This window comes from Bradyrhizobium sp. BR13661 (genome assembly GCF_029892425.1).
GTDB lineage: Bacteria > Pseudomonadota > Alphaproteobacteria > Rhizobiales > Xanthobacteraceae > Bradyrhizobium.
Genome location: NZ_JARXWB010000038.1, coordinates 51,334 through 70,430 on the forward strand (window position 1 = coordinate 51,334; position 19,097 = coordinate 70,430).

Consider the following 19,097-nt stretch of genomic DNA (forward strand, 5'->3'; position numbering starts at 1 on the left):
CTGATTCAGAACAGGCTTCGATCTGTCTCCGCTTGCACCGGACCAACCATGCCCCCCGACACCCACACCCTCCGCCACGGCGCTCTCACCGCCACCATCAAATCCCACGGCGCCGAAATGTGCTCGCTCAAGCACGCTGACGGCACCGAGTTCGTCTGGCAGGCGGGGCCGGCCTGGCAGCGCCACGCGCCGCTGCTGTTTCCAATCGTGGGCCGTCTCGCCAACGATGAAATGCGGCACGGGGGCAAGACCTACCGGATGACGCAGCACGGCTTTGCGCGCGACAGCGCCTTTACCTGGATGGAACGCGGCGAGAGCCGTTGTTCTCTGATGCTGGAAGACAGCGAGGCGACGCGCGCGGTCTATCCGTTCGCGTTCCGCCTGACGGCGACCTATGTGCTCGATGATACCGGTCTCGATCTCTCGCTCACCGTCGCCAATCCCGGCGACGAGACCTTGCCCGTGTCGCTGGGCGGCCATCCCGCCTTCAACTGGCCGCTTCAGCCTGGCGTGCCGAAGCAGAGCTACGCGCTGACATTCACCAACGAGGAGCCTTCGCCGGTTCGCCGTGTCGAGGGCGGGCTCCTGCTCGCGGCAACGGATCCAAGCCCTGTCCGGGGCACTGTGCTTGCTCTCTCGGAAGCCCTGTTTGCGAGCGACGCCGTCATCCTCGATCCCGTCAACAGCCACGCGGTCCGCTTCGCGCGAGCCGATCGCACCGGGCCCTGGCTCGAAATGTCATGGCGCGGCTTTCGCGAGCTCGGCATCTGGTCGAAACCGTCAGGCGCGCCGTTCCTCTGCATCGAGCCCTGGCGCGGCTACGCCAGCCCCAAAGAGTTCGACGGCGAATTCAGCGATAAGCCTGGCTTGATGCACATTGCGCCCGGTGCTGAGGAAAACTTGTCCTTCCGGATCGCGGTCGGAGCCTCCTGAGGCCGCCGCTCAGGCGGCGCGGCCATTCAGGGCAATGCTCGCGGTGGCCACTGTCTCCGTGTGCGGTGGGGCGCTGGCCGCCGACGCAGTCAGGCGATGCGCCAGATCCTGCGCATGCCGCTCGACCAGATGCCAGGTCGCGCGTGCCGCGAGATAGCTCAATGCAGCGGTGACGACGTAAGCGAGCAGCAGCGAGGCCAGCCCTTCGGCGAACGGCCATATGTAATGCAGACCGTAGATCACCGCGAAATGCGACAGATACATCGAATAGGAATTGCGGCCAAGCGCCTCGAGCGGCCGCCAGCGGAGTCCAAGACGAATGCACCAGAACACGCCCGCGCCGAGCACGAGGTTGATTATGAGATAGTTGAACTCGTGAGCCCCGGTCGCGCGGTTGGCGGTGAAGGACAGTATGATGAAGCCAAGGAGGATCGCGGCGTCCGACTTCGCAAACCCGTCGCGCAACGCGAGGAACAGCGCGCAGCCCAGCAGGAACACCGGCAACTGGTTCAGAAAGGTGATGTGAAGCGTGTTCCAGACGAAGGCCTCGTGTCCCGGGCCGTAATAGGCCGAGAACAGATCGAACGCCCACGTCTTGAACAGACCGACATTGACCAGGTGCAGCACGATTGCGAGCAGCAGATAGAGACTGCGACGCGATCCGAACGCGGTGATCACAAACGGGAAGATGAGATAGAACATCATCTCCGCGGCGATCGACCAGTCGCCGGGCACGACACTGTTGACGCTGTCGAGCCAGAAGCCGTGGAGGAACGTCGCGGTCAGGATCACCTGGAGCGGCCCAATGCCGTTGGGCGCATTTGAGCTCGGCCCGGTGCCGTTGACGACGAGGTAAAACGGAATCGCAAGCCAGAACAGCGGCGCGATGCGCAAGGCACGCCGGATGTAGAATTTGCGCGTCGGGTTCGCTTCGGTCCGCCGCGTCCACATCCTGCACATCGTCAAGGCGCTCACGAAGTAGAACACGTTGACGCCGGTCCAGCCGCACATGAAGGCGTAATCGACCGGTTGGAGGTTCGATGGGAAGGATTGCGAGACGTGGATCGCCATCACGCCGACGATGGCGAGACCGCGAAGGAAGTCGAGGCTATGTGAACGACCGAACAGCGATGCGGCTCCGTCCGTCCGACCGGCAGCCAACTGGGCCTGCCCTTGCATATGCCTGCTCCGTGGTCGCGCGCTCTCTCGCGCTTGCGATGTGAGAAGCATAGAGGCGCGGCCGGCCAAACCGAAGCCGAAGCCTTTCTTTACGTTAACCGGCAGTTGAATCCGCAGCTGGATGAGCGGAATGATTGGTGTCGGGGACGAACCATGTCGCGTCCGCGGACAGGGCCCGCCACATCGATGCGCTGAGTGAGAAGTGTGGGGCAATTCATAGTTAATACTTAAATACCGTGGCCTATATTGTTTGGGCGACACCGCACGCCTAGTATTCCGGCAGGCAATTTCGGGGGCTCGAATAGGCCGTGAATGTTCGTTCACACGACAGCGCATCGCGCGGCGACTTGAACTATCGAGCCGGGTCGCAGGCACACAGGACATCCAATATCGTGGCTGATTCCGCACTTCAGGAATTGCGTCCGGTCGGGCGCGAGCGGCTGATCGTCGTCGAAGACGATCCCGTGACGCGAACGATGCTGGTCGGTTACTTCAGCGAGAACAATTTCGACGTGGTCGGCGCCGGCAGCTGTGCCGAATGCCGCCAGGCGCTGCGCGCGCGCACCGACCTCGTCTTCCTCGACGTGCAATTGCCCGACGGCGACGGCTTCGAGCTCGCCAAGGAGATCCAGGCGACCAGCAACGCCGGCATCATCTTCGTGACCCGCCGCGACACCGACGTCGATCGCATCCTGGGCCTCGAGATCGCCGGCGACCATTATGTCACCAAGCCGATCAATCTTCGCGATCTGCTGGCGCGCGCGCGCAGCGTGCTGCGGCGGCGCTCGATCGACCGCAAGGCGGCGCGCAACCACAACTCGATTGCGTTCGGCGACTGGATCATCGACCTGACGCGGCGCGAGCTGCTCGGCAGCGACGGCAAGCCGGTGGCGCTGACGCGTGCCGAGTTCGACCTGCTCGCAGCCCTGGTCGGTGCGGACGGGCGGCCGCTCAGCCGCGACTACCTGATCGAGGTTGTCAGCAACCGCCAGGCCGAGGTCGACATCCGCACGGTCGATGCGCTGGTGGCGCGGCTGCGCCGAAAGCTCGTCGGCTGCGGCGCGCCCGTCATCGCCACCGTCACCGGTGTCGGCTACAAGCTCGCGCTCAGCGAACGCCTCTAGGCACAATTGCCTGCAGCAATGTGCAGCCGGTCAGCCTTGCTGGCCGGCGTTTTTATCTCAGCCGCTGAAGCCGACGACGAGCCGGATGGCGACGAAGGTCGAGGTGGCCACGGCTGCCGTGGCGAAGATCGCGAACAAAACTCTCAAACCGTTGTGCATGGTCTCTATTCGGGGTTACGCAAAAAGACTGTCGGCAAAATCGCTGCAGCTCCCCCGAAAAAGGGGAGCATCCGTAGTATTCCATCGATCATGACGGTCTCGTCAAGAGCGACGTCCGCCTGATCGCGAACGACTGTTAACGCGAGGCCGTCCGCTTCCACCTTGCTTCGATGCGGGCTTTGATGCGGCTGACCCTGGCCTCATGCGCGGCCCAGAATGCCCGGCTTGCGGCGGCCGTGCCGCGGCGGTAGCGCGCGGAGACGTCCCTGGGCTGTGTCGCCCCGGGCTGCGTCTGCGGTTTTTCAGTCCGTGCTGATGTCGTCGCCGCCGCTGGCGCCGGTCCCGGCGTGGGTGCTGATGGTGGGACGGCGGCAGGCTGGGTGGCTACCGTCGAGTTCATGGCGAGCAGTCTGTTCCGGGCACGATTGCAGTAGACCTGCGAACGAGGGCTCATCTCCTCGTCGTCGTGGCCAGAGCGATATTTCACCAGGGCACGGCAGAGGTCCCCGCCGGCCAGACGCCAGGCGCGGCTGAGATAAAGCACGCCGTAATGGATGTTGAGGTCGGGCTCTGCGAGCTCCGCGGCGTTTCCCTTGAACCCGAGCGTCGCGGCGGTCTCCAGCCGCAGCTGCATCAGGCCGAACTCGCCGCCGCTGCCGACAACGGCCGAGTTGTAGCCGCTCTCGACGAAGACCACGGCCTCCGCGATGTCGGCGGGCAGATTGGTCCTCGCCGTCTCGCGCTCGATGATCTTGCGGATCTCGGCTCGCGAGGTCGCCGTTTCGCCGGCGCCGAGGTCGGCCTCCTGGGCCTGCAGGCAGGTCGATGCCGACAACAGCGCGGCCACGACGACGTGCTTCCACGTCGCGTTGAGGTTTGGTCGTGCCGGATCCCGCTGCATGCAGCCTGTCCTACATCTCTGGTGTTAACAACCGATGTGCCGCCTCAAGGCGAAGTTCCGCGCGCGGGTTGTGCTCAACTAATCTTGAAATGTAAGGTGGCTCACACGCCTCGCTCCGCGTTCGGATCATCGTTCGAGCCGTCGCTACTGGTCGCATCCCGCGTCCAGACCGATCCACCGATGAGCAGGAGTCAACATGAGCAACGCTGCAAACAGGGAAGAGATCGTCCGCAAGTTCCTGGGGTCGAAAGTGTTCGACTTCAATGCCTTCGGAAAATTCGTCGCCGAGAATGGCGCGAGCATTGCGAGTGCCAGCGAAAGCGAATTCGGTTTCGTCGTCGGAAATCGCTTCATCCGCTACTGCATCCCGCCGGCGGTGGAAGTGGAGCAGGGGATCAACCCGGCCGCTATCCGCAATGAGGTCACCGGTCGCTGACACTGCCCTGAGTAGGGCTCCGGCGCGGCTACGATCTCGCTTTGGTCCATCAGCTCCCGCACTCCTCTTCTCGTGAGGCGCCCATGCCAAATCCACAGGATCGGACCGCCGCGCCGGATTGCTACCACATTGCGGCTCCCGCCATGAACGCCGGGGAAGATCTCCGACGACGCCTGCACCTCGCCTTACGTATTGCCAAGCGAACGCTGCAGGTCCTTGGCAAGGACGGATTTGACGGTGCAGAGGTTCCGGATGGAAATTTCGCTGCGGAAAAGCCGATCGCCGAGACGGCGATGCTGCTGCATGTGGCCGCGCGCCACGCGCCCGATGCTGCCACGACGGCACTGCTGCGAGATCTCGTCCCCTATGCGCGTTCGCCACGGATGCGCTGGGACGTCGTACGCTATCCGTCGGTCTGCCTGCAACTGGCGACGCCACATATCCTGCTGAGCGCGCTCGGGCATGCCGACCCCGACTTCGACGACCTGCTGGAGAGCAGCTGGTCGGCGTCCGCACGGTCCGGGCACGAAGTGGTGCCTTACCGCGAGCTCGAACTGCTCTGGTTGCACGCGCTGTGGCGCAACGAGGAGCCGAGCCTTGCATTTGAGCAGATCGCACGTAAGACGGCGCTCGGAAACCCGATTGATCTGTTGAACGGAACACGCGAGGACGCCTACGCGGTCACGCATGCCCCGATGTATGCCACCAATTTCGGGGGTTGGGCGTTGACCTTGCCACGGCCGCGCGACGAGTTTCTCGACGAGGCAGGGTCCGTACTCGCCCGCGCGCTCGTTATCGAGGACTATGACCTTGCGGCTGAAGCGCTGATGGTGTGGCCGCTGCTGTCGTCGACCTGGAGTCCGGGCGCTGCGTTCGGCTTTCGCGTCGCCGCCTCGCTGGAGGACAAGGTCGGATTTCTTCCCGCAGGACGTTCGGGGCCGGGCCAGATCCAGCGATTGAAGGGGCACGACAAGACCAGATGCGCGCTCGCAAGCTCCTATCACACGGCCTACGTGATGGGCATGTTGTGCGCGGTGTCGCTCAAGGACGACATGCCGTCGCCGTTCGAAATCGCCGGCACCGCATACCCGATGGATCTCGTCGAGATGTTGTATGCTGAGATACCCAAGACGGGTGCGCATTGGGAGGACGTTTTCCTGTCGCTTAACGCGTACGAGCAGGCGGCACTGGCGCCGTTTCTGCTCGACGTCGCGCTGATGCAATCAAGCCGGAGTGGCGACGCCGCACGGATGGTGCATCTGCTGCAAACGGCCGTGACGCACGGCATGGCGGACACCAGTTTGTGCAGTCAGGCTGCCGAATATCTCTCGCGACTGGGCGCGCTGGTGGGCGTCAGCGAGAAGGGCGCGCTGGCCTATCGCGAGCGCGAGACCTGGTCCGTGGTCGTTCCCTGGACGTTGCCGGAGGAGAGGCGGTCGTCGACCGCATAGAGCGTGCAAGTCGGCGACCATTTCATGCAGGCCGCGAGGGAATCGCGCTCGGCGTCCTCCACCGTGTTGCGGCCCGAGCGCCAGCCGTAGCCGCCGTTCGGCGACACCGCAAAAGCCTTGTGCGGCGAGGTGCTGGCCAGATAGCGGGCGAATTCGGCTTTCGCCGCGTCGTTGAAATGGCTCGGCGGCGGCAGTGGATCGGGTGGGCTCAGCATCTCCCGGGCAAGCCCGCGCTCGCGCAGGAAGGCGTCGAGATAGGGCGTCCATTGCGGGCGGCTCTCCACGGAATAGAGATAGTGGCCGTCATCGCCGTAAGGCGGCGCGGTGACGAACTTTGCGTTGCCGCCGCCGGCACGAAAGCCATCATGGAACCGGCGCGCCAGATCGGGGCCGAAATAGGAATCGTTGCTGGAATAGACCCAGAGCATCGGCACCCGTGAGGTCTTGCCGAAGGTCGCGAAGGCCTGCACCAGTCCGTTCGGATTGCAGACCTCGTCATCGTCGAGCGAGCCGCGGCCGCCGGCAAAGCTGATCGCGGCGGCGAGGCCGGCAGGCGCCTGTGCGGTGAGCGCGACCGTGGCAAGACCGCCGGCGGAATGGCCAGCCGCGATCATGCCTGTCGTGGTGACGTCGGAGCGGCGCGCCATCGCATCGATTGCGGCGCGCAAGTCTGCAACGGAAACCGCTGCCGCCGGCAAGTAAGCGGCGTTGGCGCAGCCGCCAACGCTGTCGACGCGCCCGCCCGGCGAGGTGCCATAGCCGCGCCGCATCACGATCAGCGCGGCAAAGCCGCGCCGGGCATATTCCAGCGCGATGCCGTAATAGTGGTGGGCCGACATGGTGGCGCGGTCGGCAAAGCTGCGCGGCGAGCCGTGGCTGAGCAGCGCCAGCGGATAGCGCCTGGTGCCATCAGGGCGGACCAGGAACGCCTCCAGCCCCTGCGGTCCGGCCGCCGCCATCGGGATGCGCAGGTCCTCGATGTAGAACTGGGCGGCGTTCGCGGGAGCCGCAGCCCACGCTATGGCGAGCAAGATCAACACGGGCAGACGCCAGCGCGCGAAATCCATGCGTAGATGATTCTCCGTGGCCGCGCGGACCATAGCAGAACCGCATGACCCGGCGAACCGGCGTCGATCGGATCGATCTACCGTTCGCTCCGATCGTTCACCTCAACGCCTGAAGAAAGGCGATGACATTGGACCGGTCTGCGGGGTTCGGCAGCCCCTTGAAGAACATCTTGACGCCGTGGAGGTCGCCGCGAGGGTCGGCCAGATAGGCGTCCAGCGTCGTTGGTGTCCAGGCCTCCTTGTTGGCCTTCATGGCATCAGAATAGGCGAAGTCCGGGACGGAAGCAGGCTTGCGACCGACGACATTCCAGAGACTTGGGCCGACCTTGTTGACCCCGATCGTTGCGGCGTGGCAGTTCTCGCAGGTTCGCTGGAAGATGACCTTCCCCGCGGCGGGATCGCCTTCCGCGGCGGCGGCGGGCCACGCCAAGCCGGCCAGAACCAGCGTGAAAATCAGACGTCCAAACATGGCGATCGCCCCACTAACGGGAATCTGCCGGTGAATCCTGCAAGTCCCGGCTTTCGTTCATCAAACGGGGAGCATCGTGCTTCACGTCGGGCAACGGCGTCCTTGTTCTGCATCAACCGATACCCGGCACCAAAGTACGAGATCGCCAAAGTCCGAGATCGCCATGCGCAATGTCCGACGGATCGCTCCCTGGAGGATCGGCGTTGTCTATGGATCGTTGACCGGGGGGTGGCATTTGACAGATTTGGCAATCGGCTTGGCGACGAGACGGCCGATGGTATGGTGGTCCAGATTGTCGTTTGAAGGCACGGAGAGTTCCCAGTGGCTGATGTTCATCCCGCGGCGGGCAAGCTGGTTTCGCCGGACGCGCTCGCCAACATTCCGCGGCTCGTGACGGCCTATTTCGCCAATAAGCCTGACGCGACGGACCCGGCGCAGCGGGTGGCGTTCGGGACGTCAGGCCATCGCGGCACCTCGTTCAAGAACACGTTCAACGAGGGCCACATCCTCGCGACCACGCAGGCGATCTGCGACTACCGGAAAGAGAAGGGGCTGACCGGTCCGCTCTTCATCGGCATCGACACCCACGCGCTGGCCGAGCCCGCGCTCGCGAGCGCGGTGGAGGTGTTCGCGGCGAACGGCGTCGACATCATGATCGACAAGGATCACGGCTACACGCCGACGCCCGTGATCTCGCACGCGATCCTGACCTACAACAAGGGTCGCGGTAGCGGCCTCGCCGATGGTGTCGTCGTCACGCCCTCGCACAATCCGCCCGAAGACGGCGGCTACAAATACAATCCGCCGCATGGCGGCCCCGCCGACACCGACGTGACCGGCGTCGTCGAGAAGCGCGCCAACGCCTATCTTGCCGATGGTCTGAAGGGCGTGAAGCGCATCGACTATGCGAGGGCGCTGAAATCGTCGACCGTTCATGCCTACGACTACATCACGCCTTATGTCGCCGACCTCGGCAGTGTCGTCGATCTCGAGCTGGTCAAATCCGCCGGCATCAAGATCGGCATCGATCCGCTCGGCGGCGCCGCCGTGCATTACTGGCATCCGATCATCGAGCGCTACGGCCTGAAGGCGACGGTCGTGAACGAGGCGATCGACCCGACCTTCCGCTTCATGACGGTCGACTGGGACGGCAAGATCCGCATGGACTGCTCTTCGCCTTTCGCGATGGCGAGCCTGATCGCGATGCGCGACCGCTTCGACGTTGCGTTTGCCAACGACACCGACGCCGATCGCCACGGCATCGTCACCCGCACCGGCGGGCTGATGAACCCGAACCATTATCTGGCGACCGCGATCTCCTATCTGTTCGCGCACCGGCCGAACTGGGGCAAGGATGCTGCGATCGGCAAGACCGTGGTGTCGAGCTCGATCATCGATCGTGTCGCGAAAAAACTCGGCCGCAAGCTGGTGGAGACACCAGTCGGCTTCAAATGGTTCGTCGACGGCCTCCTCACCGGCGGCTTCGGCTTCGGCGGCGAGGAGAGTGCAGGGGCCTCGTTCCTGCGCCGCGACGGCTCCGTGTGGACGACCGACAAGGACGGAATCATCCTCGGCCTGCTCGCCGCCGAGATCATGGCCAGGACCGGCCGCGATCCGAGCCAGCTGTTTGGCGATCTCACCGCCGAGCTCGGCGTGCCCCATTACGCCCGCATCGACGTCGCCGCGACCGGGCCGCAGAAGACCATCCTGAAATCAGTCACGCCCGAGCAACTCGGCCTGAAGGATCTCGCCGGTGATCCGGTTCGCGCGACGCTGAGCAAGGCACCCGGCAACGGCCAGCCGTTCGGCGGCATCAAGGTGGAGACCGATTTCGGCTGGTTCGCCGCGCGCCCCTCGGGCACCGAGGACGTCTACAAGATCTACGCCGAGAGCTTCCGCAGCACCGAGCACCTGAAGCGGATTCAGGAAGAGGCCCAGGCGGGGCTCGCGAAGGTGTTTGGGGCGTAGCTCTCTGAGTCAGGACCTTTGGTGCTCCTCCGAGGGAGGAGGCATCGTATCCGACGGTGTCATCACCCGCGAAAGCGGGTGATCCAGTACGCCGGGGCCCCGGTTGTGTGAACCTAACGTCCGCCGCGGAGTACTGGATTCCCCGCTTCCGCGGGGAATGACATGCGGTTAGATATGTATACATCATTATGAATATAGGTATTATAGTAGGCCTATTTAGGCCTTGAACGATTCTATCCCTCCGCTATTGTATACACAACGCATACATAAGCTCAGGGAGACCGCCGGTGACTAAACCCTTCCCCATGAACGCCTGGTACGCCGCCGCCTGGGACGCCGACGTGAAGCCGGCGCTGTTGCCGCGGACGATCTGCGGCAAGCATGTCGTGATGTACCGGAAGGCCGATGGCTCGGCGACCGCGCTTGAGGATGCCTGCTGGCATCGCCTGGTGCCGCTGTCGAAGGGCCGGCTCGAGGGCGATACAGTCGTCTGCGGCTATCACGGCCTGAAATTCAACGCGCAAGGGCGCTGCACCTTCATGCCCTCGCAGGAGACCATCAACCCGTCGGCCTGCGTCCGCGCCTATCCCGTGGTCGAGCGTCACCGCTACGTCTGGCTCTGGATGGGCGATCCTGCGCTGGCCGATCCCGCGCTCATCCCCGACATGCACTGGAATCACGATCCGGCCTGGGCCGGCGACGGCAAGACCATCCGCGTCAACTGCGACTACCGCCTCGTGCTCGACAATCTCATGGACCTCACCCACGAGACCTTCGTGCACGGCTCCTCCATCGGCAATGACGCGGTGGCCGAAGCGCCGTTCGACGTCACCCATGGCGAGAAGACGGTGACGGTGACGCGCTGGATGCGCGACATCGAGGCGCCGCCGTTCTGGGCCAAGCAACTCGGCAAGCCCGGCCTCGTCGACCGCTGGCAGATCATCCGTTTCGAGGCGCCGTGCACCATCGCCATCGACGTCGGCGTGGCACCTAGCGGCACCGGCGCGCCGGAAGGCGACCGCTCGCAGGGCGTCAACGGCTTCGTGCTCAACACCATCACGCCAGAGACCGAGAAGACCTGCCATTATTTCTGGGCCTTCGTCCGCAACTACCAGATCGGCGAGCAGCGCATCACCACCGAGATCCGCGAGGGCGTCTCCGGCATCTTCCGCGAGGACGAGCTGATCCTCGAGGCGCAGCAGCGCGCGATGGACGAGAACCCCGATCGCATCTTCTACAACCTCAACATCGACGCCGGCGCGATGTGGACGCGCAGGCTGATCGACAAGATGGTGGCGAAGGAAAACGGACCGCAGCACCTGCAGGCCGCGGAGTAGTTCATGGCCGAGGTCGACCGCTCCGTCTCGCAGACCGTGAAGGCGCAGCTCGCGCTGCGCGATCAGATCCTGTCGGGCGCCTTACGGCCCGGCGAGCGCATCTCCGAGCTCCAGGCGGTGGAAACCACCGGCGCCTCGCGCACCCCGGTGCGCATGGCGCTGGTGCGGCTGGAGGAGGAGGGGCTCCTTGAAGCCATCCCCTCCGGCGGCTTCATGGTGAAGGCGTTTTCCGAGCGCGACATTTCCGACTCCATCGAGCTGCGCGGCACGCTGGAAGGCCTTGCCGCACGCTTCGCCGCCGAACGCGGTGTCTCCGCGCGCGAGCTCGAGCCGCTCAAGGAATGCCATCTCGCGATCGATGACCTCCTGCGTCCGGTGCCGATCTCGGTCGACGCCTTCTCGGCCTATGTCACGCTGAACGCGCGCTTCCATGCGCTGCTCACTGAGCTCTCGCGCAGCCCGCCTTTGATCCGGCAGATCGACCGCGCTTCCGCGCTGCCCTTCGCGTCCCCAAGCGGCTTCGTGATGGCGCAGTCGGCATTGCCCGAAGCACAGCAGATCCTGATCATCGGGCAGGAGCACCATCGCATCGTGATCGACGCCATCGAAAATCGCGAAGGCGCACGCGCCGAGGCCATCATGCGCGAGCACGCGCGCCTCGCGGTGCGCAATCTGCGGCTCGCACTGCGCAACCGTACCCATCTTGATCTCTTGCCGGCGCTCGCGCTGATCAAGACCGCAACCGATTGAGGGCAATGCCATGCGCTTCGTCGAAACCTGGATTCCCGCAACGCTGGTGTCGACGCGCGATCTGTCGCCCGGCATCCGCGAGTTCCTGATCCTGCCCGACCAGTTTGATGGCGCCGCCTATCCGGTCGGCAGTCACATCAATGTCAGCGTCACCATCGGTGGCCTGCCGGAAACGCGATCCTATTCGCTGGTCGGCGAAGCCTCGCCGCGCGGCTTGCGGATCGCGGTGCGCCGTGCGGAAGATTCCCGCGGTGGCTCGCGCTACATGTGGCAGCTCGCGCCCGGCGCGCGGCTGGACGTCACTCGCCCGGCCTCGCTCGTCGCCGTCGACTGGGGGCGCGACAACTATTGCCTGATCGCCGGCGGCATCGGTATCACACCAATCCTCGGGGCCGCGCAGGCGCTGGCGCGCCGTGGCGCCAACGTCACGCTGCATTACGCCGTGCGCAGCCGCGCGGATGCCGCCTATCTCGATGATCTCTCCAGCATGCTCGGCGACCGCCTGGTCGTCCACGCCAGCGATGAAGGGCAACGCCTCGATCTCGACGGGCTGTTTGCTTCGCTGCCGAAGGGCACGCTGACCCTGTTCTGCGGCCCGATGCGCATGCTCGATGCCGCCCGCCACGCCAGGATCGATGCGGGCCATCCGCTGTCTGATCTCCGCTACGAGACCTTCGGCTCCAGCGGCACGCTGCCGACCGAAGCCTTTCGCGTGCGCCTGAAGGGCTCTGATATCGAACTCGAAATCCCGCGCGAGCGTTCGATGCTCGATGTTCTCAACGCCAGCGGCTTCGAGGTGATCTCCGACTGCAAGCGCGGCGAATGCGGCCTCTGCGCCATCGACGTCGTCGCCGTCGACGGCGAGATCGACCATCGCGACGTCTTCTTCAGCGACCACCAGAAGCAAAGCAACGCGAAGATCTGCGCCTGCGTGTCGCGTGCGCGGGGGACGATTACCGTGGATACGCTGCTGCGGGCGGACGCGGTCTGAGGCGGGACCTCAATCAGACCAGCCCCTGTTCGGCCAGGAAACGGGTCAGCGTATCGATTTGTTCGGAGCCCACAAAGGCGCCGATGTAGCCATCAGGGCGCAGCAGGACCCAATCGCCCGATGACACGGCGTAGGCGCGGCGGAAGTCCTCACTTTCGTCGATGAGCTCTTCGGTCGGGCCGACGCAGTGGATATGCAGCCCGGTCCGCGCCGGCACGGCGCCACGCTTCACCTGATAGCCAAGCAGCGTCCAGTGCGGCCCCCTGAGCAACTCGAACAGGCGCAGAGGCTGTCCAGCGGCGCCGCGAAGCCGCGCATCCGGGGCGCGATCTCCTGCGAAGAGACCTTCGGCGCGCTCCGGCTTTTCCAGCGCCAGCGGTGATCCGGGATAACCGATGTCGAGTTGCTGCACCTCGCGGCCGCGCCTGATGTCGCCGCGCTTGGCGGCGTCCAGAAGCTTCGTGGAAAGGCCGAGCATGCCGGCAGCGACCGGGCGGCGTTCTTCCTCATAGCTATCGAGTAGCGCAGTCGGCGCACCTCCGATCACGGCCGCGAGCTTCCAGCCGAGATTGTAGGCATCCTGCACGCTGGTGTTGAGGCCCTGTCCGCCTGTCGGCGGATGGATATGCGCCGCATCGCCAATCAGAAATGCGCGGCCATCCCGGTAGCGATCGGCGAGGCGCGCGTTCATCTGATAGGCCGACGCCCAATGCACGGCGTGGATGCGGATGTCGCTGCGCCCGGTGCGTTCGGCGATCATCGCTGAAAGCCCTTCGGCCGACAGATCGATCTCGCCTTGGAGCGGAATTGGCGCCTGCAGCTGGAACAGCTCCGTTCCCGCCAGCGGACACAGCGCCATCTGGCGGTCCATCGCGCCATCGTTGAAGCGGTGCCACGCCGTGCGGTCGAGCCCCGTCAGGACCACATCGGCCACCACGGCGCGCACGCCGAGGGTCTTGCCGGGAAAGCCGATATCGAGCGCGTGGCGCACGAAGCTGCGCCCGCCATCGGCGCCGACGAGGTAACGCACTCGTATCGTCTCTTCGCCCGCCTTGCCTGAAAGACGCGCCGTCACGCCGTCCTGGTCCTGCTCCAGGCCGACCAGTTCGCAGCCGAACTCCACCCGCTGCCCAAGTTCGAACAGACGCTCGCGCATCACGCCCTCGGTCAGGAATTGCGGGATCATCAGCGCCATGTGGTAGGGCTCGGCCGGTGTCGGGGCGCTGCGCTCCATGACTTCGGACTCGGTGAAGCTGCCGTCGTCGCGGTATTCGCGCTGCGGCGGGTAGGGACCGCCGGCCGCAAAGATGCGGTCGATTATGCCGAGATCCTCGAAAATCTCCTGGGTTCGCGGCTGGATTCCCTTGCCGCGCGAACCGTGAAACGGACGGTCCATCTTCTCGATCAGCCGAAACGATATGCCCCGCCGCGCGAGGTCGATGGCCAGTGTCAGGCCGGCCGCGCCCGCGCCGCAGATCAGGACATCCGCCGTGAATTGCTTTGTCATGGGACCCTCAATATGTGTAATATGCACACAATAAAGCCGAGGGCCGCCGAATGTCAAGAAGGGTGCAAAATACACATATTAAAAAACAGGTGCGCGCGCTTCACGAGGCGTTGATCGACATCATCGGCGTCATCAACCGCCGGCAGGGCGACGAGATGATGATCCGTGAAGCCGGGATATCGCTCGATCGGGCGCTGTTTCCGCTGCTCGTCGGCATCGAGCGGCGTGGACCGATCGGCGTCGTCGACCTCGCCGATCGCATGGGGCGGGACTACACCACGGTCAGCCGGCAAGTCGCGAAGCTGGAAAGTCTGGGTCTGGTCAGGCGTCACGCCAGCGCCGCGGATCGCCGCGTCAGCGAAGCCACCATCACACCGGGTGGAAAAGCGATGACGGATGCGGTCGACCGGGCCCGCGAACGGATTGTCGGCGGGATGTTCGCGAGCTGGGACGATCAGGAGATCGAGGATCTGGTGCGCTTGATGCGCAAGCTTGCCGACGCGATGACCACGCCGGGCGAGCAAAGCTGAAATTGATGACGAGGGGGCGGCCGGTCACCGCCCCACCTGCTTCGGGTCGTAAAAGAACCGCTCCTCGATCAGCTTGTCGCCTTGCCAGGTCTGCCAGGCGATCTCCTCCAGCGTCCGCGTGACGCCTTCGGCATTCGTGAAGCTGAACGTCCAGCGCGTGGCGACATGGTCGCCCTCGATCAGGCTCGGTCCGATGCGGACGGCCTTGACCTCCCGCGACATCGCCAGCACGCCGCGCTCCTTGGCGACGAGATTGTCGCGGCCAACCGTGGGCGCCGTGTTGTTCTCGTAGGTGACGGCATCGGGCGTACAGAAGTGCTCGATCGCACCGATAAAGTCTCCGTCCTCCAGGCGCTTCGCAAACGCTTCGACGATGTCACGGCTCGGCATGGTGGCCCTCGCGATTAAAAACCGACTGTAGGTCGGTAAATACCGACTGATAGTCGAAAAGTCAACTGGTGGTGCGGAGCGAACTCGATTAGACGAGACTGATGTGAGCCACAGTTGGCGCCCCAACGCAGGTGCGTTCCCTCCCCCCTTGTGGGGGAGGGCTAGGGAGAGGGGTAGCCCAGCAAAGACTGCCAATTGTCGATGATGCACCAAGCGAATGCGCGATCGATGGAGTCCCCGTGTGGCACCCCCCTCTCTGACCTCGAGAGCGAGCTTTGCTCGCCTCGGACCCCACAAGGGGGGAGGGAACAGAGGGAGCACCGCCCGTGGTCGAAGCCGCATCGACTTCAACCCATCACGCGATAGACCGGACCATGGCCAAGCAGGCAGAGCGGCGGGCGGCAACAACAGAGGCGATCCTGGCGGCGGCGCGCCGGCTGTTCGGGACGAGAGGCTTTGCCGCCACCACGATGGATGAGATCGCGGAAGGCGCCCACGTCGCCAAGGGCGCGGTCTATCATCACTTCAAGACCAAGGAGGCGGTATTCGCCGCCGTGTTCGACCTGGTCTCGCGCGATCTCGTCGTCGAGATCGACGGCGCCGCGCGCGCCGAGAAGGATGTGCTCGCGGCGATGGTCGCCGGCACCCAGCATTATTTTGCGGCGACCGCCAAAGGCCCGACCGGCCAGATCATCCTGCGCGACGGCCCGGCCGTGCTCGGCTGGGAGCGCTGGCGCGAGATCGACGCCAAGCACTTTGGCGGCAAGATGCCGCGTGCGCTGTCGGTGGCGATGGAGGCCGGCCTGATCGCCAAGCAGCCGGTCGAGCCGCTCGCGCGGCTGCTGCTCGGCGCGGTGACGGAGGCTGCGGTTGCCTGCGCCGGGCGCGCCGATATCGCAAGGGCGGGTGCGGAATATGCCCGTGCGTTCAAGTCGCTGGTCGAGGCGCTGCGCGTCAAGCCATGATTGTGCTAGTCACGACATCCGGAAAACGCCCACACCAACAAGAAGAAGCGTAGCGCATGAACGCAAATTCCGCCCTCGCAGCATCAGATCCCGAATTCGACTACATCATCGTCGGCGCCGGCTCCGCCGGTTGCGTGCTCGCCAACCGCCTCTCGGCGAACGGCAAGCACAGCGTGCTGCTGCTCGAGGCGGGGCCGAAGGATTCCAACATCTGGATCCACGTGCCGCTCGGCTACGGAAAACTGTTCAAGGAAAAGACCGTCAACTGGATGTACCAGACCGAGCCGGAGCCCGAGCTGAAGGGCCGGCAGGTGTTTCAGCCGCGTGGCAAGACGCTGGGTGGATCGAGCTCGATCAATGGCCTGCTTTACGTTCGTGGCCAGCACGAGGACTACGACCGCTGGCGGCAGCACGGCAATGCCGGCTGGGGCTATGACGACGTGCTGCCCTATTTCAAGAAGGCCGAGAACCAGACGCGCGGCGCGGATCCATATCACGGCACGGGCGGCCCGCTGCCGGTCTCCAACATGGTGGTGACCGATCCGCTGTCGAAAGCCTTCATGGACGCCGCGGTCGAGACCGGTCTGCCCTACAATCCCGATTTCAACGGCGCCACGCAGGAAGGCGTCGGCCTGTTCCAGACCACCACGCGCAACGGCCGTCGCGCTTCGACGGCGGTGGCGTATCTTGGCCCAGCGAAGACCCGCAGCAATCTCAAGGTCGAGACCGAGGCGCTCGCCCAGCGCGTGCTGTTCGAGGGTCGGCGCGCGGTCGGTATCGAATACCGGCGGGGCGCAACTGTCCGCCGCGCGCGGGCGCGGAGAGAAGTCGTGCTGTCGAGCGGCGCCTACAACTCGCCGCAGCTGCTCCAGCTCTCGGGCGTCGGCCCCGCCGATCTGCTGCGCAAGCATGGAATCGAAATGGTGCTCGATGCGCAAGGCGTCGGTCACGATCTCCAGGACCACATGCAGGTCCGCATCGTGATGCGCTGCTCGCAGAAGATCACGCTGAACGACACCGTCAACAATCCGCTCCGCCGGACGCTGGCCGGCGCGCGCTACGCGCTGTTCCGGAAAGGCTGGCTGACGATCGCGGCCGGCACGGCGGGCGCGTTCTTCAAGACCAATCCGCGCCTCGCTTCGCCGGATATCCAGGTGCACTTCCTGCCGTTCTCGACCGACAAGATGGGCGAGCGGCTGCATGACTTCTCCGGCTTTACGGCGTCGGTGTGCCAGCTCAGGCCGGAGAGCCGCGGGTCACTGCGCATCAAAAGCGCCGATCCCACCGTGCCGCCGGAGATCCGCATCAACTACATGTCGACCGAGACCGACCGCACCACCAATGTCGAAGGCATCAAGATCCTGCGCAAGATCCTGAACGCGCCGGCGCTAAAGCCGTTCGTGATCGGCGAGTATGACCCCGGGACGAAGGTATCCACGGACGCCGAAATCCTGGATTATTGCCGCGACCGCGGCAGCACCATCTACCATCCGACCTCGACCTGTCGTATGGGCAACGACGCGCTTGCGGTGGTGGACCAGCGGCTGAAGGTGAAGGGGCTCGAAGGGCTTCGCGTTGTCGACGGTTCGATCATGCCGGACCTCGTCTCGGGGAACACCAACGCGCCGATCATCATGATCGCGGAGAAGGCGTCCGATATGATATTGGAGGATGCGCGGTAAATCCGTGCATCGTGAAAGGACAAGAGCTTGGCGACGCGATTCAAGATCGGCACCCGCAAGAGCGCGATGGCGCTGGCACAGACGGAAGAGATTGCACGCCGCCTGACATCAGCCGTATCAGGTCTCGACGTCGAGATCGTCAAGTTCGACACCACTGGAGATATCGACCAGACCAGCAAGCTGCTGCCGCATGGCGGCAAGGGCGGCGCCTTCGTCGCGCAGATCCGCGCCGCCGTGCTGTCGGGCGAGCTGCAAGCGGCGATGCATTCGTTGAAGGACATGCCTGGTAACGAGGACACGCCCGGCCTCGTCATCGGGGCCACGCTCTCGCGCGATCCCGCGAGCGATGCGCTGGTGCTGCGCGAGGGCGTGACGCTGGACGCGCTGCGCCAGTCCCGCGGGAAAGGTTTCAAGATCGGCACCAACGCCGTTCGGCGCGCGGCCTATGCCCGGCGGTTGTTTCCTGAGGTCGAGGTGATCCATTTCCGCGGCGCGGCCGATACGCGCGTGCGAAAGCTCGACCACGGCGAGAAGCAGAAGCTGCCGGATGGCGGCGCGGTCGGTCCCGCGGATGCGCTGATCATGGCGCGCTCGGGCCTCGATCGCGTCGGTCTCGCGAGTCGCATCGCCTACGAATTCACTGCTGCCGAAATGCTGCCGGCCGCAGGGCAGGGCATCGTCGCCGTCGAATGCGCCGCGCAGGACTGGCAGACGCGACAGATCCTGTCATCGATCGACGATCCGTCAGCGCATGCCGCCGCCGATGCCGAGCGCGAGGTGCTGTGGGTGCTGAACGGCCATTGCAACTCGCCCGTGGCGGGTTTCTCCACCATCGCGGGCGATCAGATGTCGCTGACCGCCTCCGTGCTCGACCTCTCCGGCAACACCATCCTCGAAGCCTCGCGCACAGGCCCCGCCAACCGCCCGCGAGAGCTCGGTCGCGCGGTGGGCCTGGATCTGCTGGGCAAGGGCGCCGCCGGGATCATCGAGCGCAGTCGACCGCGGTAGAGGCGCGCACTCATCGATAGGAAGCCCGTGATTTCTCGGGGTCTGGCAGTCACCTTGCACGCGACGGCTGCTGGGGCGTGTGCTCATAAGTCCAACACGAGTCAGTTTCCCTTCTGAAAGCAGACATCACGGCGTCGAAGACCGAGGACCGCTAAGGGCCATGTGTGGACGGCTCCTGGTTGGCAAGGAGAATCTTCACTTTGCAGCTTGGTCGGAGCAGCCATGTGTTCGGCCTGTTAGTGCGGTACGC

General features: G+C 64.8%; 18 protein-coding genes. 12 read left to right on the forward strand and 6 right to left on the reverse strand.

Annotated features, from left to right (window positions below; all coding sequences use genetic code 11):
- The first annotated feature begins 48 nt into the window (after positions 1–48).
- Entirely contained in the window at positions 49–933 is an 885-nt protein-coding gene (locus tag M2427_RS37115; RefSeq protein WP_280711752.1) for an aldose 1-epimerase family protein, read from the forward strand.
- Between the two features lie 9 nt (positions 934–942).
- Here the strand turns inward: M2427_RS37115 and M2427_RS37120 are convergent, their stop codons facing one another.
- Complete coding sequence (locus tag M2427_RS37120) at positions 943–2,112, reverse strand: acyltransferase (RefSeq protein ID WP_280711754.1); 1,170 nt, start codon at positions 2,110–2,112, stop codon at positions 943–945.
- A 308-nt stretch (positions 2,113–2,420) separates the two neighbouring features.
- Between M2427_RS37120 and M2427_RS37125 the strand changes: the two genes are divergently transcribed.
- Entirely contained in the window at positions 2,421–3,236 is an 816-nt protein-coding gene (locus tag M2427_RS37125) for a response regulator transcription factor (RefSeq protein ID WP_280711755.1), read from the forward strand.
- A gap of 295 nt (positions 3,237–3,531) precedes the next feature.
- Here the strand turns inward: M2427_RS37125 and M2427_RS37130 are convergent, their stop codons facing one another.
- Positions 3,532–4,296 carry a transglycosylase SLT domain-containing protein gene (locus tag M2427_RS37130; RefSeq protein WP_280711756.1) on the reverse strand — a complete coding sequence of 255 codons (765 nt, stop codon included), beginning with the start codon at positions 4,294–4,296 and terminating at the stop codon, positions 3,532–3,534.
- Between the two features lie 196 nt (positions 4,297–4,492).
- On the opposite strand from M2427_RS37130, the gene M2427_RS37135 reads away from it, so the two are divergent.
- Both M2427_RS37135 and M2427_RS37140 read left to right on the forward strand, forming a co-directional pair.
- Positions 4,493–4,732, forward strand: a complete 240-nt coding sequence (locus M2427_RS37135) for a hypothetical protein (protein WP_280711757.1) — start codon at positions 4,493–4,495, stop codon at positions 4,730–4,732.
- An 83-nt stretch (positions 4,733–4,815) separates the two neighbouring features.
- Entirely contained in the window at positions 4,816–6,183 is a 1,368-nt protein-coding gene (locus M2427_RS37140) for a hypothetical protein (protein ID WP_280711758.1), read from the forward strand.
- Here M2427_RS37140 and M2427_RS37145 read toward each other — a convergent pair.
- Both M2427_RS37145 and M2427_RS37150 read right to left on the reverse strand, forming a co-directional pair.
- On the reverse strand, positions 6,108–7,250 hold the full coding sequence (locus M2427_RS37145; RefSeq protein ID WP_280711759.1) for an alpha/beta hydrolase: 1,143 nt from the start codon (positions 7,248–7,250) through the stop codon (positions 6,108–6,110). The genes M2427_RS37140 and M2427_RS37145 overlap by 76 nt on opposite strands.
- A gap of 97 nt (positions 7,251–7,347) precedes the next feature.
- On the reverse strand, positions 7,348–7,719 hold the full coding sequence (locus M2427_RS37150; protein WP_280711760.1) for a c-type cytochrome: 372 nt from the start codon (positions 7,717–7,719) through the stop codon (positions 7,348–7,350).
- A 321-nt stretch (positions 7,720–8,040) separates the two neighbouring features.
- Here M2427_RS37150 and pgm point away from each other — a divergent pair, with 321 nt between their 5' ends.
- From pgm to M2427_RS37170, 4 genes are all read left to right on the forward strand, one after another.
- Positions 8,041–9,687 (forward strand): phosphoglucomutase (alpha-D-glucose-1,6-bisphosphate-dependent), encoded by a 1,647-nt coding sequence (gene pgm, locus M2427_RS37155; protein WP_280711761.1) that lies wholly within the window; start codon positions 8,041–8,043, stop codon positions 9,685–9,687.
- 287 nt (positions 9,688–9,974) lie between these two features.
- Positions 9,975–11,024 carry an aromatic ring-hydroxylating dioxygenase subunit alpha gene (locus M2427_RS37160; protein ID WP_280711762.1) on the forward strand — a complete coding sequence of 350 codons (1,050 nt, stop codon included), beginning with the start codon at positions 9,975–9,977 and terminating at the stop codon, positions 11,022–11,024.
- A 3-nt stretch (positions 11,025–11,027) separates the two neighbouring features.
- Complete coding sequence (locus tag M2427_RS37165) at positions 11,028–11,774, forward strand: GntR family transcriptional regulator (protein ID WP_280711763.1); 747 nt, start codon at positions 11,028–11,030, stop codon at positions 11,772–11,774.
- 10 nt (positions 11,775–11,784) lie between these two features.
- Positions 11,785–12,765 carry a PDR/VanB family oxidoreductase gene (locus M2427_RS37170; RefSeq protein WP_280711764.1) on the forward strand — a complete coding sequence of 327 codons (981 nt, stop codon included), beginning with the start codon at positions 11,785–11,787 and terminating at the stop codon, positions 12,763–12,765.
- Positions 12,766–12,778: 13 nt separating this feature from the next.
- On the opposite strand, the gene M2427_RS37175 is transcribed toward M2427_RS37170, so the two are convergent.
- Positions 12,779–14,272 carry an FAD-dependent oxidoreductase gene (locus M2427_RS37175; protein ID WP_280711765.1) on the reverse strand — a complete coding sequence of 498 codons (1,494 nt, stop codon included), beginning with the start codon at positions 14,270–14,272 and terminating at the stop codon, positions 12,779–12,781.
- Positions 14,273–14,322: 50 nt separating this feature from the next.
- Here M2427_RS37175 and M2427_RS37180 point away from each other — a divergent pair, with 50 nt between their 5' ends.
- Positions 14,323–14,802 (forward strand): MarR family winged helix-turn-helix transcriptional regulator, encoded by a 480-nt coding sequence (locus M2427_RS37180; RefSeq protein WP_280711766.1) that lies wholly within the window; start codon positions 14,323–14,325, stop codon positions 14,800–14,802.
- Between the two features lie 24 nt (positions 14,803–14,826).
- On the opposite strand, the gene M2427_RS37185 is transcribed toward M2427_RS37180, so the two are convergent.
- Complete coding sequence (locus M2427_RS37185; protein ID WP_280711767.1) at positions 14,827–15,192, reverse strand: nuclear transport factor 2 family protein; 366 nt, start codon at positions 15,190–15,192, stop codon at positions 14,827–14,829.
- A gap of 374 nt (positions 15,193–15,566) precedes the next feature.
- Here M2427_RS37185 and M2427_RS37190 point away from each other — a divergent pair, with 374 nt between their 5' ends.
- Genes M2427_RS37190 through hemC form a run of 3 tightly spaced genes read left to right on the forward strand, consistent with a single transcriptional unit; the run spans position 15,567 to position 18,847 of the window.
- Entirely contained in the window at positions 15,567–16,157 is a 591-nt protein-coding gene (locus M2427_RS37190; RefSeq protein ID WP_280711768.1) for a helix-turn-helix domain-containing protein, read from the forward strand.
- Between the two features lie 56 nt (positions 16,158–16,213).
- Positions 16,214–17,839 carry a choline dehydrogenase gene (locus tag M2427_RS37195; protein ID WP_280711769.1) on the forward strand — a complete coding sequence of 542 codons (1,626 nt, stop codon included), beginning with the start codon at positions 16,214–16,216 and terminating at the stop codon, positions 17,837–17,839.
- Between the two features lie 27 nt (positions 17,840–17,866).
- The gene (gene hemC, locus M2427_RS37200) at positions 17,867–18,847 is read left to right on the forward strand and encodes a hydroxymethylbilane synthase (RefSeq protein WP_280711770.1); all 981 of its coding nucleotides are present in this window, start codon (positions 17,867–17,869) and stop codon (positions 18,845–18,847) included.
- The last annotated feature ends 250 nt before the right edge of the window (positions 18,848–19,097 follow it).